At 64.5% G+C, this 15574-nt stretch carries 17 protein-coding genes; 9 read left to right on the top strand and 8 right to left on the bottom strand.

Annotated elements, in window-relative coordinates; all coding sequences use genetic code 11:
• Window positions 1–109: 109 nt before the first annotated feature.
• Window positions 110–2809 (bottom strand): DNA mismatch repair protein MutS, encoded by a 2700-nt coding sequence (mutS, locus tag RBH26_RS03895; RefSeq protein ID WP_306756679.1) that lies wholly within the window; start codon window positions 2807–2809, stop codon window positions 110–112.
• Between the two features lie 461 nt (window positions 2810–3270).
• On the opposite strand from mutS, the gene RBH26_RS03890 reads away from it, so the two are divergent.
• A complete protein-coding gene (locus RBH26_RS03890; RefSeq protein WP_306756678.1) occupies window positions 3271–3720 on the top strand; it encodes a cupin domain-containing protein in 450 nt (149 codons plus the stop codon).
• A 110-nt stretch (window positions 3721–3830) separates the two neighbouring features.
• On the opposite strand, the gene gvpO is transcribed toward RBH26_RS03890, so the two are convergent.
• From gvpO to gvpA, 3 genes are all read right to left on the bottom strand, one after another.
• On the bottom strand, window positions 3831–4400 hold the full coding sequence (gvpO, locus tag RBH26_RS03885; RefSeq protein ID WP_007260763.1) for a gas vesicle protein GvpO, halophile-type: 570 nt from the start codon (window positions 4398–4400) through the stop codon (window positions 3831–3833).
• A 72-nt stretch (window positions 4401–4472) separates the two neighbouring features.
• Window positions 4473–5495, bottom strand: a complete 1023-nt coding sequence (gvpN, locus tag RBH26_RS03880; protein ID WP_306756676.1) for a gas vesicle protein GvpN — start codon at window positions 5493–5495, stop codon at window positions 4473–4475.
• A gap of 6 nt (window positions 5496–5501) precedes the next feature.
• Complete coding sequence (gene gvpA, locus RBH26_RS03875) at window positions 5502–5792, bottom strand: gas vesicle structural protein GvpA (RefSeq protein ID WP_306756674.1); 291 nt, start codon at window positions 5790–5792, stop codon at window positions 5502–5504.
• A gap of 327 nt (window positions 5793–6119) precedes the next feature.
• On the opposite strand from gvpA, the gene RBH26_RS03870 reads away from it, so the two are divergent.
• The 8 genes from RBH26_RS03870 (at window position 6120) to RBH26_RS03835 (ending at window position 10995) form a co-directional block, all read left to right on the top strand.
• Window positions 6120–6740: a GvpL/GvpF family gas vesicle protein gene (locus tag RBH26_RS03870; protein ID WP_306756672.1), complete on the top strand. Its 621-nt coding sequence runs from the start codon at window positions 6120–6122 to the stop codon at window positions 6738–6740.
• Window positions 6741–6742: 2 nt separating this feature from the next.
• A complete protein-coding gene (gvpF, locus tag RBH26_RS03865; protein WP_306756671.1) occupies window positions 6743–6997 on the top strand; it encodes a gas vesicle protein GvpF in 255 nt (84 codons plus the stop codon).
• 146 nt (window positions 6998–7143) lie between these two features.
• Window positions 7144–7809 carry an Hsp20/alpha crystallin family protein gene (locus RBH26_RS03860; RefSeq protein WP_306756950.1) on the top strand — a complete coding sequence of 222 codons (666 nt, stop codon included), beginning with the start codon at window positions 7144–7146 and terminating at the stop codon, window positions 7807–7809.
• A complete protein-coding gene (locus RBH26_RS03855) occupies window positions 7802–8731 on the top strand; it encodes a hypothetical protein (protein WP_306756669.1) in 930 nt (309 codons plus the stop codon). The genes RBH26_RS03860 and RBH26_RS03855 overlap by 8 nt, the downstream gene beginning before the upstream one ends.
• Window positions 8732–8811: 80 nt before the next feature.
• Window positions 8812–9381 carry a gas vesicle protein gene (locus RBH26_RS03850; protein WP_306756667.1) on the top strand — a complete coding sequence of 190 codons (570 nt, stop codon included), beginning with the start codon at window positions 8812–8814 and terminating at the stop codon, window positions 9379–9381.
• On the top strand, window positions 9378–9722 hold the full coding sequence (locus tag RBH26_RS03845) for a gas vesicle protein K (protein WP_306756666.1): 345 nt from the start codon (window positions 9378–9380) through the stop codon (window positions 9720–9722). The genes RBH26_RS03850 and RBH26_RS03845 overlap by 4 nt, the downstream gene beginning before the upstream one ends.
• Window positions 9719–10669 carry a gas vesicle protein GvpL gene (gene gvpL, locus RBH26_RS03840; RefSeq protein ID WP_306756665.1) on the top strand — a complete coding sequence of 317 codons (951 nt, stop codon included), beginning with the start codon at window positions 9719–9721 and terminating at the stop codon, window positions 10667–10669. Before RBH26_RS03845 ends, gvpL begins: the two co-directional genes overlap by 4 nt.
• Window positions 10666–10995: a gas vesicle protein gene (locus RBH26_RS03835; protein ID WP_306756663.1), complete on the top strand. Its 330-nt coding sequence runs from the start codon at window positions 10666–10668 to the stop codon at window positions 10993–10995. Before gvpL ends, RBH26_RS03835 begins: the two co-directional genes overlap by 4 nt.
• Window positions 10996–11141: 146 nt before the next feature.
• Here the strand turns inward: RBH26_RS03835 and RBH26_RS03830 are convergent, their stop codons facing one another.
• The 4 genes from RBH26_RS03830 to RBH26_RS03815 all read right to left on the bottom strand — a co-directional run bounded on the left by RBH26_RS03830 (window position 11142) and on the right by RBH26_RS03815 (window position 15543).
• Entirely contained in the window at window positions 11142–11357 is a 216-nt protein-coding gene (locus tag RBH26_RS03830; protein ID WP_306756662.1) for a hypothetical protein, read from the bottom strand.
• Window positions 11358–11644: 287 nt separating this feature from the next.
• A complete protein-coding gene (locus RBH26_RS03825) occupies window positions 11645–12658 on the bottom strand; it encodes a Gfo/Idh/MocA family oxidoreductase (protein WP_306756661.1) in 1014 nt (337 codons plus the stop codon).
• Window positions 12659–13260: 602 nt separating this feature from the next.
• Entirely contained in the window at window positions 13261–14388 is a 1128-nt protein-coding gene (locus tag RBH26_RS03820; RefSeq protein WP_306756660.1) for a Gfo/Idh/MocA family oxidoreductase, read from the bottom strand.
• Window positions 14389–14574: 186 nt separating this feature from the next.
• Complete coding sequence (locus RBH26_RS03815; RefSeq protein ID WP_306756658.1) at window positions 14575–15543, bottom strand: sugar phosphate isomerase/epimerase; 969 nt, start codon at window positions 15541–15543, stop codon at window positions 14575–14577.
• Window positions 15544–15574 lie beyond the last annotated feature (31 nt).

Here is a 15574-nt window from a genome sequence, read left to right as displayed (position 1 = left end):
AGACCAACGATCGCCGCGGATACCCGTTCCACGATCGGGCGGAAGAAACTTACAGTGGGGCGTCTCGAGGGAGACGGGGTAAGGACACTCGAGTTCGAAGTCCCGTTGGCTACTCCTCGATCATCCGTTTCAGCCGATCGAGTTCCGTCAGCGCCTCGACGGGCGTGAGGTGGGCGAGGTCGAGCCCTCGGAGTTCGGCGGCGACGTCGGTCGGCACGTCTCCGCCGTCGGCAGTCGCCTGTGACGGGGACGTCTCGTCAGCAGACGAAGGTGGTGAGTCGGTCGCTCCCTCGAGTGTCCGATCGTCGTCGGCCGCCTCGGCGACCAGTTCGCGAGAGCGTTCGACGACGGTCTCGGGAACCCCCGCAGCCGTCGCGACCTCGACGCCGTAGGAGCCCGTCGCCGCACCGGGGGCGATCTCGTGATGGAAGACGACCTCGCCGTCGGTCTGTTCGACCTCGAAGTGAAGCGTGAAGGCGGCCTCGAGGTCCGCCGCCAGTTCCGTCAGCGGATGGTGGTGGGTCGCAAAGAGCGTCGTCGCGCCGACCTCGTCGTGAACGTGTTCGGTGATCGCCTGGGCGATGGCGAGGCCGTCGGCCGTCGACGTCCCGCGGCCGACCTCGTCTAATAACACGAGTGAGTGCTCGTCGGCCTCACGCAGGATCGTCGCGAGTTCGTCCATCTCGACCATAAAGGTCGAGCGGCCGCCTGCGATGTCGTCGCTTGCGCCGACGCGGGTAAAGATCCGACCGACGGGGGTGAGTCGCGCCGTCGTCGCCGGGACGAAGCTGCCGACCTGTGCGAGCAGGACGATCTGGGCGACCTGGCGCATGTACGTCGACTTCCCCGACATGTTCGGACCCGTGATCACCGCTACTCGGCGGTCGTTCGTCAGTCGGGCGTCGTTCGGAACGAACGACTCCTGGGTCCGTTCGACGACGGGGTGGCGACCGCCCTCGATATCGATCTCGAGTCCGTCCCGGCCGTCGCGCTCGAGGATCTCGGGTCGACAGTAATCGTACTGGGCGGCGACGGTCGCAAGCGAGACGAGCGCGTCCAGGGTCGCGACCGCGTCGGCGAGAGCCTGGACGCGCTCGACGTCCTTGGCGATCTCGCGTCGGACTTCGCGGAACAGTTCGTACTCGCGTTCGTCCGCACGCTGCTTTGCGCCGACGATCTCGTCCTCGCGCTCTTTCAACGCCGGTGTGACGAACCGCTCGGAGTTTTTCAGCGTCTGCCGGCGCTGGTAGTTCTCCGGGACCGCATCGAGGTTGGGGTTCGTCACCTCGATGTAGTAGCCGTGGACCGAGTTGTGTCCGACCTTCAGCGAGTCGACTCCGGTCCGTTCGCGCTCTCGCTGCTCGAGGTCGTCGATCCATTGCTCACCGTCGCGTGCGGTTCGTCGGAGTTCGTCGAGGTCGTCGTCGTACCCCTCGGCGATGATCCCACCCTCGGTGATCTCGATCGGTGGGTCGGTGACGATCGCGTCGTCGATCAGCTCGCGGACGTCAGCGAGCGGATCGAGTCGCTCGTGGAGTTCACACAGCCGGTCGCAGTCGGCGTCGGCGAGTTGCTCGCGGATATCAGGGACGACCGCCAGCGTGTCCCGCAGCGATCGCAGGTCTCGCGCGTTGGCGCGTTCGCGGGAGATCCGTCCGATCAGCCGCTCCAGATCGTAAACGTCCCGTAGCAGTTCGTGAAGTCGCTCTCGTTCCCGGACGCTTCGTTTCAGCTCCGCGACCGCGTCGTGGCGCGCCTCGATCCGGCTGGGATCGAGCAGCGGCCGGCGGAGCCAGTCCCTGAGTTTTCGGCCGCCGAGAGCGCTTGCCGTCTCGTCGAGGACGCCGACGAGCGTCGCCTCGTCCCGGCCGTGGACCGACCGTGGCTCGAACAACTCGAGGCTCCGCAGGGCGACGGCGTCCAACAGCAGGTACTTGCGGGGGTCGTATCGGGTGAGTCGTGTGATGTACTCGAGACGTTCGGTCGGCCCCTCGAGGTCGACGCCGTCGTCCCCATCTCGGTCGCTCCCATCGCCGCGCTCGCCCTCGTGTTCGCCGCCACGGACGTACTCCGCGTAGGCGAGCAAGGCCCCACAGGCTCGGATTTCGGCGTCGCTGGCGAGCAAGGTGTCGCGGTTTCGGAAGTACGCCGAGAGCTTCTCGCCGGCCCGCTCGCGATCGAACGCGCGGGCGTCGAACGGCGTGACCATACAGTCGTCGGGGACGGGATCGGTGGGCGCGTCGGGACCGACGACGGCCTCCGAGGGAGCGAAGCGACTCACTTCGTCCTCGATCGCCGATTCCGACGTCGAACTCGTCGCGAGGAAATCGCCGGTCGAGACGTCGAGTAGGGCAAGTCCCAGCGAGTCGCCGTTCCGGGCCAGCGCCGCGACGAAGTTGTTGTCGTCGCCGGCGAGCAGTTCGTCCTCGGTGAGCGTGCCGGGCGTGATCACCCGCGTGACCGCACGCTCGACGACACCCGAGGTCTCGCCGGGCTCTTCGACCTGGTCGGCGACGGCGACCCGGTAGCCGGCCTCGAGCAACTCCTCGATGTACGACTCGGCGTTGTCGATCGGAATCCCGGCCATCGGATACTCGCCGGTCGAATCCTCGCGGCTGGTCAGGGTGATCTCGAGCAGCCGCGCGGTGCGTTCGGCGGCGCCACAGAAGGTCTCGTAGAAGTCGCCGACCTGAAAGAGGACGATCGCGTCGTCGTAGCGGTTACAGAGATCGTGGTACTGCGCCATCATCGGCGTCAGCTCGTCGCGTTTCTCGGCCATCTCTGCGGGAGGGCCAAGCGCCGGATCCATACACGAACCGCGCCGTCGGATGCGGAAATAGCTTGCTGGATCGGCCGCGATCGGTCCGAATCGTCGACAGGTCTTGGCTCGTAACGTCGACTTCGAGAGGCGGAACACGCCTACTACAGCTGATAGGGATTATCGTAGCCAACCGCAGAATCTAACGCCCGTCTGTCGATGCCGTGTCACCGTTCGTCGGGGAGAAACTATGGACTCCTACGATAATCCCTATGAGACCGAGGACTCGCTCGCGGAGCCCCTTTCGTACGGATCGAGAAGCCCAGCTCGTTATCGTAGCCACTGAAAGTCAATACCGCTTTTCGCGCCCGCTGTTTCGTCGGTTGTCCGGAGATTGTCCGGATTGCCGGCTCGTTCGGTTCCGGACTGCTGTCCGCCAGTGTACTGTCGTGTCCACTTGTCCCATTAGCGCAATATATAGATATTTCACGCGACGGCCCTTCGTTCCACGTATGGAGAAAGTCTCTGTTGACGATGTCGAACCGGGTGCGTTTGGACGAGACGTCGATGTTCGTGGGCTGTCGGATCACCTCGGGACGAGCGACTTCTCGATTAATTATTTCCGGCTCGAGCCCGGCGAGAAGTTCTCGAAGATGGTTCACACCCACATGGATCAGGAAGAGGTATTCCTCATCGTCGAGGGGGAAGCGAAATTCGAAACGGTAGACGACGAGATCACCGTCGGCGAAGGTGAAGCGATCCGGTTCGCACCGGGTGAGTTCCAGACGGGCGAGAACGCATCGAACGGCGAATTAGTGGCGTATGCCATGGGTGCACCTCGCGACAGCGAGGACGTTCGCGTCGCCCAGGAATGCCCCGAGTGCGGACATGACAACATGAAAGCAGTTCCGGCCGACGATGGCTTTACACTCGTTTGTCCGGAGTGCGGTACAGAACTATAGCGCCGACCCGTCTCTGACGATCGTCGAATAGTGCTGTCCAACAGTATGCCTACAGGTGATCGTATGAACGGTAATGCACACCGATCGCACAGTCATCGTGCGATCGAGTGCTATTCGAATGCCTGCGTGTCTCCGCGTCGGTAGCGGTCGAGTCGTCGGTAGCCGTGGACGGTCGCGTCCTCGTCGAGTTCGATCTCGTAGCGGCCGATGATGTCCTGGGTATCGGGAACGGCCCGCCGTTCGACGACCTCGACGACCGCGCGCCAGCCGTCGTCGGTCGGCGCGATCTCGCTGACGGCGTCGAACTCGCGGCCGATGAGTTCGCCGGCCGTCGACTGGACGGTTCGCCGAACCGCGAGGACGCCCGCGATTTCGTCGTGGTCGGTGTCGGCTTCCGCGTCGACCGACTCGGGGTCGGTCTTCTCTTCGGCGGTCATATCGACCGTTCCGAGCTCTTCGCTTTGGGTCTGTGACTGGCTTCCGCCGGCTCCCTCGGTTTCCTGTTGTTCGTCCTGTTCGTCTTCGACTGTTTGACTGTCACTCACGGTTGGATCACTCTCGTCATGTTGGTAGCAGAAGTCGCCGTCCTGAGCCGGCCGCGAGCAGCGCTCTCCGTCCTCTGTCAGTGCCTTGCACTGCTCTTGGGCTTGCTCCGTCTCTTCCGTATCGGCTTCGGCCATTGGCTCGTGTCCTCGTCGGTTGTCGCTGCTTCTCCTGATCGTGGCGCCGCTTTGCACGGGGATCGAATCGAGTCAGAGCGACTCGGCGATCCGCGTTCGTAGCTGCGAGACGTCCTCCGGTCCCTCGCCGGCGATCTTCGGCACGAGGACGTCCATGAAGACGTCCGCGAGTAACTCGTCGCTGAACTCGCCGTTCTCGCCGTTGCCGGCGAAGACGGCCAGTCCCTTCGCCGCCGTGATGGCGGCCCGCGTGCCGACGACGAGATCGAGTTCGTCGCGCAGCGATCGCATCACCTCGACGATCCGCTCGACGTCCGCGTCGGCCAGATCGACGTGGGACTTGACGATCTCGCGTTCGGTCTCTGCGTCGTAGTAGTCGACGTGGACGCCGACGAACCGATCGAGCAGCGCGTCCTGCTGGCGGTGGACGCCAGCGTACTCGACGTCGTTCGAAGTCAGGATCGCCCGGAACTCCGGGCGAACGTCGATCGTGCGATCCGCGCCGCGTTTCCCCGGCCGCTCTAAGACGCCTTCCTCGAACACCGAGAGCAAGACGTTGTGGGCGGCGGGGTCGCTGCGCGAGAACTCGTTGTAGACGAGCGTCGCGCCCTCCCGAACGGCGACCGACAGCGGGTTGTCGACCCAGCGCTCGCGGACGATCTCGGTCTGCTTGCTGACGCCGCTGACGAATCGATCGTCCTCCGTGTAGCGCTCGCCGCCGGCGTGATCGCCGACGAGCGCGGCCGTGTCGACGGCCTCGTCACCGTTCAGCCAGACGACCGGCCGATCTCGCTGAGCGGCCGCCGACAGCGCAAGCGCCGTCTTCCCACAGCCCGTCGGACCGATCAGGTGAACCGGCTGGTCCGCCTCGAGCCAGCCAGTGATCCGCCGCCGAAGCGTGGCGACGGCGTCGGTCTCGACGAACGGCTCGGGGACGACGTCCTCGGGATCGGAGAGCGGACTGTCGCCGTTTCGTTCCCTCGCCGGCGCCTTGCGGGCCAGTTCTTTCTTCGCGCGCCGTCCTTCCTTCATGGAACGGTCGCTTCTGATTTTCCGACCTCTGACCTTGCGCTTGCGCGAAGAATCGTCGGCCATGGAGGGTTATTCAGTGGCGGACCTGGGTGACGATTCCGGACGTGGTTCGACCTCGAGCTCCTCTAGCTCTTCGAGGTCGCCCTCTGCGGTGGCTTGCTCAATTTTTGCGATCTCCTCCGCGTAGTGCAGGAAGGTGTCGACGGAGGCGACGACGACGCGGGCTTCGATCGTCAGGAGTTCGATCCCGACGACTGAGATACGCGCCCAGACGTCGATGACGACACCCTTGTCGAGGATGCGGTCCAGTACCTCCGCGAGACTCGAGGAGTCGGGTCGCCGACCTGATGTTGGTGCCATACACAGGTGGATTGCATCTTGCCTCGTAACACGGCTGGCGCTGCGACTGCAAGCCGCCGTCTCGAGACCGCTTCCGTCGTCTGGGCTGCGCCTGCAAGCACCACCATCACCCGTCGGGCGCCCGAATCCATCACGACGAGTTCCTCGAGTACCCGCTGGAGACGATCGCTGACGCCGAATCCGACCGCTTCCGTGTGGGTACTCGATTCCCGTTCCCATGATATCCGTCCGATCGATCCATCTCGAGACCACTGCCGAGGAACCGGGCCCGCGTTTGCGGGCACGAGCAGCGACGACTACGCCGTTCGATCGGCGGGTGATCGACCGATGACGAACCGGTACGTCTACGGCGTCATGGCCGACGAACCCGTCGAGTTCGAAACCGACGCCGTCGGCGGCGCGGACCGGGTCTATACGGTCTCGCATCGACGGCTCAACGCCGTCGTCTCCGACATCGATACCACAGATCCCGAAGAGACCGACGAGGACGCACAGCGACACGACGACGTGCTCCGGGAGATCATGGATCGGGACGGCGGGCGGACGATCGTTCCCATGCAGTTCGGGATGGCCTTCGAGAGCGATCGAGCGCTGAAGAACGTCCTCCGTGGCGCCAGACCGGCGTTCCGGCGCGCAATGAACGACATCGACGGCCGGATCGAACTCGGACTCAAAGTCGTCCGCGAGGAAGACGCCGACGTCGACGACGTGATCGAGGAGGCCGTCGCCGATCGCCTCGAACCCATCGCCGCCCAGTCCGTCCCCAACGACATGTTCAGCGATCGGCTCGTCCTCAACCGATCCTATCTCGTCGACCGCGACGACCGCGAGGCCTTCGACGAAGCGGTCGTCGACCTCGAAGACGAGTACGACGATCTCATGTTCCGATACACCGGGCCGTTCGCACCGTACAGCTTCGTCGACGTCAAGATCGGCGCCCAGCGATAACCATGTTCATCCTCGACGATCTCCTCGTTCGTCCTTTCGTCGGCATCGTCGACACGCTGCACACGATGGCGTTGAACGAGATGTACGACATCGACGCCCTCGAGGACGAACTCAAGGAGAACCAGTTGCTGTACGAACTCGGCGAGCGCTCCGAAGCGGAGTACCGCGAGCGAAAGGCCGAGCTAGAGGAGGAGATCGAGATCGCCCGCGACGTCCACGAGCGACTCACCAGCGGCCGCGTGGAGGTGAAATCCTGATGCCAACTGACGATCACACGCCCGACGACCGACGCGACGAATCGAGCGACGAGTACGACGACGGAGACGAGAAGCGAACCGACGTCCCGATCGACGATCCTGACGTAGCCGACGACGCGGACTCGGCAGACGACACGTCGGACGAGGTGTCGACTGACGATCCCGAGCCGTCGGACGACGGAGAAACGACCGATCGTGATCCGTCCGAGGGGCGCCCGAGCGGCCGTGTCGGCCCCGATACCGGCCCACGGACCGGCGCCGCTGACGACCGCGGCGACGATGGTGGTCATTGGCTCTCGAGTCTGCTGTCGGCCCTCGAATCGCTCGAGGGCGGCGACTCGTTGTCGGGGCGTCGCCGGAGCGATCGGACGGTCCTCGATTACGACATCTCGATCCGCTCGGGCGAGGACCTCGGCGACGGATCGCGGTTCGAACGAGGTCCTGCTGGCGGCGACGACGGTCGGGATCGGCGCCGGCGGGACCGCGACCGATCGCGCTCTAGGAGACGTCGATCGCCACCCTCGTCCGATCATCATCTGACGGTCCGCCGGGACGAGACGGAACTGCTGGTCACTGCCGACGTCGCCGGGACCGACCCGGACGACGTCACCGTCGGCTTCGACGATTCGACGCTCGTCGTCGCCGTCTCCGGCAGCGAACTCGACCGGATCGACGTCCCCTGGCGCGACCGCAACGCCGACGCGTCGATCAAAAACGGCGTTCTTACCGTCCGCATCGAACCGGCTTCGGCCGGGGACGGCGAGACGGCGAACGCGAACTCGATGAGCGAGACGGAGGACGACGATGAGTGACACGACGACCGGCGGGGAGGATTTCGATGCCCTGCTCGACGAGGCCGAGGACTGTCTCGAGAACGTCGAGGAGTGTCTCGGGGGCGTCGAGCGAATCGACGACCTCGACGACGATACGCTCGAGTCGGTACTGGGTGATGTCGACACGCTCGTGCGGGTCGTTCAAGAGACCAAAGAACTGCTCGAGACCGTCGACTTCAGTGACCTACCGGAGGCCGTCGAGGGCGACGAACTCCTCGCCGCGATCGAAGCCGGCGAGATTCCCGACGTACTGACCGACGAGGACACCGGCGTGACCGATCTCGTCGATTTCACGCAGCTGTTCCGGGCGATCAACCTGTTGAACGCGTGGAATGCGGCCGATATGGGCGCGCTCTGGCAACAGAAACGTGAACTCGAGGACGCCGTCGACGACCTGGCCGACGACGGCGAGGATGCGAGTATGATCGAGGAGGCCGCCGACACGGTCCGCGACGAGGACGACGGACTGGTTGGTGAGGACGGAGTCGTCGACGGCGATGGCGACCTGCTCGACGAACTGGACGACGTAGACGTCGAGCCCTCCCAAGTACTCGGCGATATCGACGTCGAGAGCGATCCCGAGGCCTATCAGGTCGCCATCCAGCAACAGGCGATGAAAGGCATCGACGCCTTCCGCTGGGCGTTGCTCGAGACCCACGAGAAGTTCGAGCGACTCTACGAGAAAAACCGCGAGAAGATGCGCCGCCAGGACACCAGCACGAACTCGCGGAATCCGACCGCGGCGGCGACGATCCCGACCGAGCGGGGCGATCTCGGCAGTGGCGTCCGTCACTCCACGGTGCCACAGCAGGTCAAACTCTCGACGGCACCCACCCGAAAGCGCATCTACGGCCGTCGGTTCGAGATCGAGCGGGAAAAACGGAGGCAAAACCATGACTGAGCGAACACAGCGCCGACGACTCGAGGTGAGCCAGCCGACCGATATCGCCGTCCGAAGCGGCCAGAGCGGAGGTGAGTGCGATGGTCGATGACTTCCAGCCGAGCCGCCAGAAGGCCGACCTCGCCGAGGTCGTCGAAATGTTACTCGACAAGGGGATCGTCATCAACGCCGACATCGCCGTCTCGATCGGCGACACGCAGCTGCTCGGTGTCCAGGTACGGGCCGCCATCGCCTCCTTCGAGACCGCCGCGAAGTACGGCCTCGAGTTCCCCGAGGGAACCGACATGCGCCGGGTCGCTGCGGCGGTCGACGATCCGGAAATCGCAGAGATGGAGCGCCCGCGGCCGGCGATCGATCCGACACGGAGCGTCAACGTGACTCCAGACGAGGCCTACGAGGACGGTTCGGACGGCGAGAGCGACGCTGAAACGAGCGGCGAGGCCTCGAGCGACGGCGGGAACGACGCCAGCTACGAGATGCCCGAGCGAGGAACGGCACACGTCGGTGCACGTCCCGACCCGGACCAGCCGACCAGCGGCGGGTTCGACCTGCTCAGCGACGATGACGACGAGAGCGATACCGAGAGCGACGAGCCGTCGGACGAGTCGGACGAATCCGATGAGACCGCGACGGAGGGCAACGACGCATGAAATCGATCGACGTCGGCGACGGCGAGGATGCACGACAGGGGCTCGTTACCCTCGTCATCACCGTCGTCGAGATCCTGATCGACGCACTCGAGCGTGAGGCGGTCCGACGCATGGAGTCGGGGAATCTCTCCGACGAGGAGATAGAGCGCCTCGGTAGCCAGCTCGCGTCGATCGAGGCAGAGATCGAACAGCTCAAGGAAGACGAGGGGATCGAGGAGGGCGTCGACGATCTTCGCGGCGACCTGGATGGGCTGGTCAACGACGCGATCGAGCAGCTCCAGGGCGACCCCCAGGCCATCGACAAGCCCGGCTACTCCGTGTTTGGGGGTGAGGAGCAGTGAGTTCCGAGCGCGCAAACGATCTCGAGGATCTCGAGGACGTCGACTCGCTCGAAGATCTCGAAGAGATCGAAGCGGCCGTCGAGGAGGCCGACCTCGACCTCCCCGAGTTCGAGGAGGGACGATACCTCTACTGTATCGTCCGCGTCGACGACGAGGACACGGCGAACGCAGCCCTCGAGACGACCGGCGTCGACGGGGAACCCGTTTCGGTCGTCGTCGAGGACGGGATCGGTGCCGTCGTCCACGAGACCGACGGGATCTACGACTCGGCTGATCTCGCACAGATCAGACGCTGGCTCGTCCGCCATCAGACGGTCGTCGACGAGGCCGGCGAGGCCTTCGGCACGCCGATCCCGTTCCAGTTCGACACGATCCTCCAGGGCGACGACACAGGTGTCCGCGAGTGGCTCAGCGAGGAATCGGACATGCTCGAGCGAGCGCTGTCCGAGCTGGCTGGCCACTGGGAGTATCGCGTCGAGGTCGTCGAGATCGATCCGATCGACGACGAGGCGCTGGTCGAGCACGACGAACGCCTCCAGAAGCTGGCCGATCGGATCGACGACGCCGGCGAGGGAACCTCGTTCCTGCTGGAGAAGAAGTTCGACCAGCGACTGACCGAACTGCGGGCGGCCCGCCGTGAGTCGATCACGAGCGATCTGCGGACCCGGCTCGACGACCACGCCCGCGAGGTCCACGCTCTCGAGCGGTCACCGAGTGCGTCGCTGGCCGAGGAGGTGACGGGTGGAAGCGAGGACGACGGCGAAACGCTGTGTCGACTGACCCTGCTCGCCCACGAGGACGACGAGGGTGCCGTCGGCTCGGTGCTAGACGACGTCGCGGACAACGACGGGTTCGAGGTCCGATTTACGGGTCCGTGGCCGCCGTACACCTTCGCGCCGGAACTGGGTGGCGACGAGGAACCGACGGACACGCAGATCCAGCCATGATGCCGAAAAAGAACGAGGAGACGCTCGTCGACGTACTCGACGTGGTGCTCCGGGACGGCGCCGTCCTCCGCGCGGACGTGATCGTCTCGGTCGCGGGGATCCCGCTGGTCGGGCTCAAACTCACGGCCGCGATCGCCGGTATGGAGACGATGAACGAGTACGGCCTCTTCGAGGAGTGGGACGTCGAACGCAGGCAGACGGCGATCACCCGCCGTCAGCACAAAGACGTCCGGCATCGAGAAGCGGATGGACTCGAGGAGCTCGGGGTCGGCAGTCGACACGAAGCGGATCGTCCCGTCGACCGGAACGAAGACGAAGCCACGTGAACGGTTCCGAACCGCACAATTGCCGTCTCTGAGAGGTGCGGCTGGCGTAACTGCTGATGAACTCGAGTGAAATCGAAGACCGCGACAGCGATACGGATCGAGACGGGCCGGGGGCGATGCTGCCGTCGAGAGTGGACGCCGGAGGATCAGGCGAACTTCGGCCGTTCGGTCGTGAGCTCGACATCGCCGGTGACGGTCTCGGTGTCTCGATCTTCGTCGTAGACGTACTGGCCGGTCGCGCCACAGAGCGTACACTCGTAGGTCTCTGAGATCTCGTTTATCATCTCGCCGTCTTCGAAGTAGACCCGGCTCTGTGTTATCTGCAGGAATTGGGCGGTCTCGCAGTTACTGCAGGTGATCATACTGGATCGATATCCCGGACCAGTTGTAGTTATCCGGCTTGTAACCGAAAGCGGTGATCAACTATGGGTTTCTTACCCGCCGTTCGAGACGTTTTCGTCGTGTCGCTCGAGTAGCGAGTGAACTGTTGACACGATCCGGTGGCTCGAGCGGAGTAACGGCCGTATAATCGCAAGACGTCGGCGGGGTCGCTCTCTATCGGGCGTTCTGTAGTAGTTGCCGATAAACCGGTTTCCGGGCGTCGTTTTCATCGAGTATCGGGTCACTTCTCGAAGCGGTTCGAGCCGGATTACTCTGCTCGTGGAACGTCGATTCGAGTCCCGGTTCGGGCGGCCTCGTATGCCGCCTCCGTCAGGGCCGTCACCCGGAGGGCATCGCGAGCGGTCGCCGGTGGGTCGGCACCCGATCGGACGCTCTCGAGGAAGGCGTCGGCTCGCGTCTGCTCGGTACGGACGTCGATGTACGGGTCGTACTCGCCCGCATCGGCGTCGATCTCCGTCAGTTTCCGCGATCCCCACTGGCGTCCCTCGAGGTAGACGGCGCCGTCGTCGTCCCAGCAGTGGACGTGTTCGCGGACCGATGGGGCGTCGCCGTAAAACGAGAACGTGCCGGTCGCGCCGTTTGTGAACCGAACGTCGAGGTGGGCGCGGTGATCGATCCGCTCGTCGTCGTCGTGAAAGTCCATGCTCGCCGTGACGGATTCGGGCTCGAGACCGGTCGTCCAGAGCACGCCGTCGAGGACGTGACTGCCGGTATCGTAGAGGAATCCACCCCCGGAGAGCTCCGGATCGAGTCGCCAGGTCCCCTGTGAGTCGTCGATCCAGTCCTGGGTGATCGATGCAGTCACCCAGTTTGGCGCCTCGTCGGCGAACCGCTCTCTTGCGGTCCGAAACGCCGTCTGGAGGTGTCGCTGGTAGCCGACCATCAGTGTCTCGTCGGACCGTTGTGCGCGCTCGGTGAGGTCGCGTGCCCGCTCGAGGTCGGTCGTCAACGGCTTGTCACAGTAGACGTGACACCCTCTCTCGAGGGCTGCAACGACCTGCTCGTAGTGGAGCGTATGCGGTGTTCCGACGAGCACCGCGTCGAGCGGCTCGTCCTCGAGCATCGTCGTGTACTCGGTGTAGCGCCGCTCCGACGGGACGTCGAACCGGGAGCCGACCGCTGTTAGTCCCTCGGTATCGAGATCGCACAGTGCCCGGACCGTCGCGTCCGCGTGGCGGTGGAACTGTTCGCCGACGGTCGTGCCGATATATCCCAGCCCGACGATTCCGATCCGTAGCGGTTCCTCGGGGGTGTCGTGCATGGCTCGGTAGCATGGCCCCCAGCCGTATCCCTCTACGGGCGTCGTGGGCAGGCCTGCGTGTCGGTTCCACTGACAGTCGCTCGTCCAGGTCAGATCCTCGCTTCGACCGGACGAGACGATAGCAACGACTGATACGGACTGCTGATACTGTCGGACAGCACGATTCGACGATCGGTCGCGAATTCGTGACCGACGTTGTACTGGCGTCTGACAGTACCAGTAGCTCTTCTGGAAGGGTGACCCAAAATCGATCAAAGACGACGCTGTAATCGCATTATCCAGTGCCTGTGAATGGTTTGAACTGTCTACGCTACTCCAAGTACCTGCATAACAATGGGTGGAACCTGCATTGTTCCGGATGCGGGGACGGAAGGCCCCGCCGGGTACACGCTCCACCGACACCACGACGCGCTGACCAGCCGATTGCGTGCGTTCGTGCCCGGATCGCTCGGAAGTGGACTCGCCCCCGCTTCGAGTTAGCTCATGTCTCTCACCCCAGGGCGGGTTCCCGCCCCCGCCCGGGCTTCAGCACAACTGTCCTCGAGCCGTCGTTGTCCCGACTCGTGACCGGTGACGGTCGAAAGACGTGAGTCGCTGCGTCGCTACTCGATCGTGACCCACTCGCCGCGAGCGTCGCTCTTCTCGATCGCTGCGAGGACGCGCTGGGCGGCCAGCCCATCCTGGAAGCTCGGCGCGAATTCGCTTCCCGACTCGACTGCGCTCAGGAACTCGTAGTTCTCGTGGACGAACGTATGCTCCCAGCCGAGTACGTGGCCCGGTGGCCACCAGTGATCGACGTAGGGGTCGTCTTCGTCGGTCACCAGAACCGTCTCGTAGCCACGATCGCCGTCACGGTGCAGTTCGAGTTCGTTCAGCCGCTCGAGCGAGAACCGCAGACTGCCCTCCGAGCCGTGGATCTCGATCGTGTGATCGTTCTTGTGGCCGGTCGCGAAGCGAGAGGCCTCGAGTGTACCCATCGCGCCGTTTTCGAACTCGAGCTGGGCCGAGTAGGCGTCGTCGACGGTCACGGCTCGAGTCTCGCCGTCGCTTCCCTCCACGGGACGTTCGTCGACGAACGTCTGCAGGTGGCCGCTGACGCGTTCCATCCCGCCCGCGATATCGTCGTCGCCGACGAGAAACCGCAGCAGGTCGACCGTGTGCGCACCGAGGTCGCCGAGTACGCCCGAGCCGGCCAGTTCTTCGTCGAGACGCCACGACCACGGCGCCTCGGGATCGACAAGCCAGTCCTGGAGGTACCGGCCACGGACGTGGCGGATCTCGCCGAGTTCGCCCTCGTCGAGCAGCTGCTTGGCGTACTGAATCGCCGGGACGAACCGGTAGTTGAAGGCACAGCCGGCGGGGACGTCGTCGCCGGCCTCGCGGGCCGCCGTCGCCATCGCCTCCGCATCTTCGAGGGTCGGTGCCAGCGGCTTCTCACAGAAAACCGGCGTTCCGGCCCCGAGGGCAGCGATCGAGGGCTCGGCGTGGATGTGGTTCGGTCCGAGGTTGTAGAAGACGTCGACGTCGTCGACGACGTCGGCCCAGTCGGTCGCCGTCGATTCGAAGCCGAATCGGTCGGCCGCATCGGCGAGTTCGTCCTCGTTGCGGCCGACCAAGACGGCCCGTTCGACGTCGGGCGCGTCCGGGAAGAACATCGGAAGTCGCGCCATGGCGTTTGCGTGAGCCTGTCCCATGAATCGATAGCCGAGCACGCCGACTTCGAGCGTCATGCGTATTCATTCACAATAGGTGTAGTTAGAGGTTTGTGTCATCCGACGCGGACCTGTGACCGGTCGCGCGGTCGGTCATACCGTCAGACAGCACTATTCACCGGTCGGTCGCACTACTGCGGCCGTCGCCGACGGTGACGGCCGCGAATTCGCGACCGACGGGTCACTGACTGCTGTCCGACAGTATCACTCGGCCCAGTAGGCCTCGCCGGGCTGCTCTCGGAAGAGGGCCCGCTCGAGGAGTTCGACGGCCTTTTCGAGTCCTTCCCGGGAGCTGGTGAGGGAGTCTTCGTGTTCGATGCTCAGAGCGCCGTCGTAGCCGACCATTCGAAGCGTCGAGACGACGTCTTTCCAGTGGTCTTCGCCGTGGCCGTAGCCGACCGACCGGAAGAGCCACGAGCGGTTGGGCTCGTCGTCGTAAGCGGTCGTATCGAGGACGCCTTTCTCGCGGGCCTGTTCCTCGTAGACCTTCGTATCTTTGGCGTGGACGTGATGAATCGCGTCGCGTTCGCCGAGATAACGGATCGCGTCGGTGATCGAGATCCCCTGCCAGTAGAGGTGGGAGGGATCGAAGTTCGCGCCGACTCGCTCGTTGGTCTCCTCACGAAGGCGGGCCATGCCGTGGGGTTCGTAGACCAGCATGTTCGGGTGCATCTCGATGGCGAGGTCGACGCCGTGGTCGTCGGCGTACTCCGCGAGATCCCCCCAGTAGTCGACGGCGACGTCCCACTGGTACTCGAGGGCGTCGTCGTGTTCGGGCGGCCAGGGGGCAGTGATCCAGTTCGGGACGTCGTCGTCGGGGCCGCCGGCGGGCAGCCCCGAGAAACAGGTGACCGTCCCTACCTCGAGTTGGGCGGCGAGCTGGATCGCTTCACGAAGTTCGGTATCGGCCGTCTCTGCGCGTTCTTCGTCGGGATGGAGCGGGTTGTTGTGCGTCGCCAGCGCGCTGATCCGCATCTCGTACTCCTCGAGGAGCGCGTGTAACTCCGCCTGTGCATCTTCGTCGTCGAGATACTCCCGACGGACGAGGTGGTCGTCGCCAGGATGGCCGCCGACGCCCGGTTCGATCGCGTCGACACCGATGTCCGAGAGGTACGTGAGTGCCCCCTCGAGCGATTCGTCCGCTAACGGTGGCGTGTGAACTCCGATCTCCATGCGAACCGGTAGCGTTCCCGCAGAGAAATAA

The organism is Natronolimnohabitans sp. A-GB9, assembly GCF_030848565.1.
In the GTDB taxonomy this organism is placed as follows: Archaea; Halobacteriota; Halobacteria; order Halobacteriales; family Natrialbaceae; genus Natronolimnohabitans.
The sequence above is the reverse complement of the archived record's forward strand: the minus strand, read 5'-3'. Positions and strand labels throughout refer to the sequence as shown.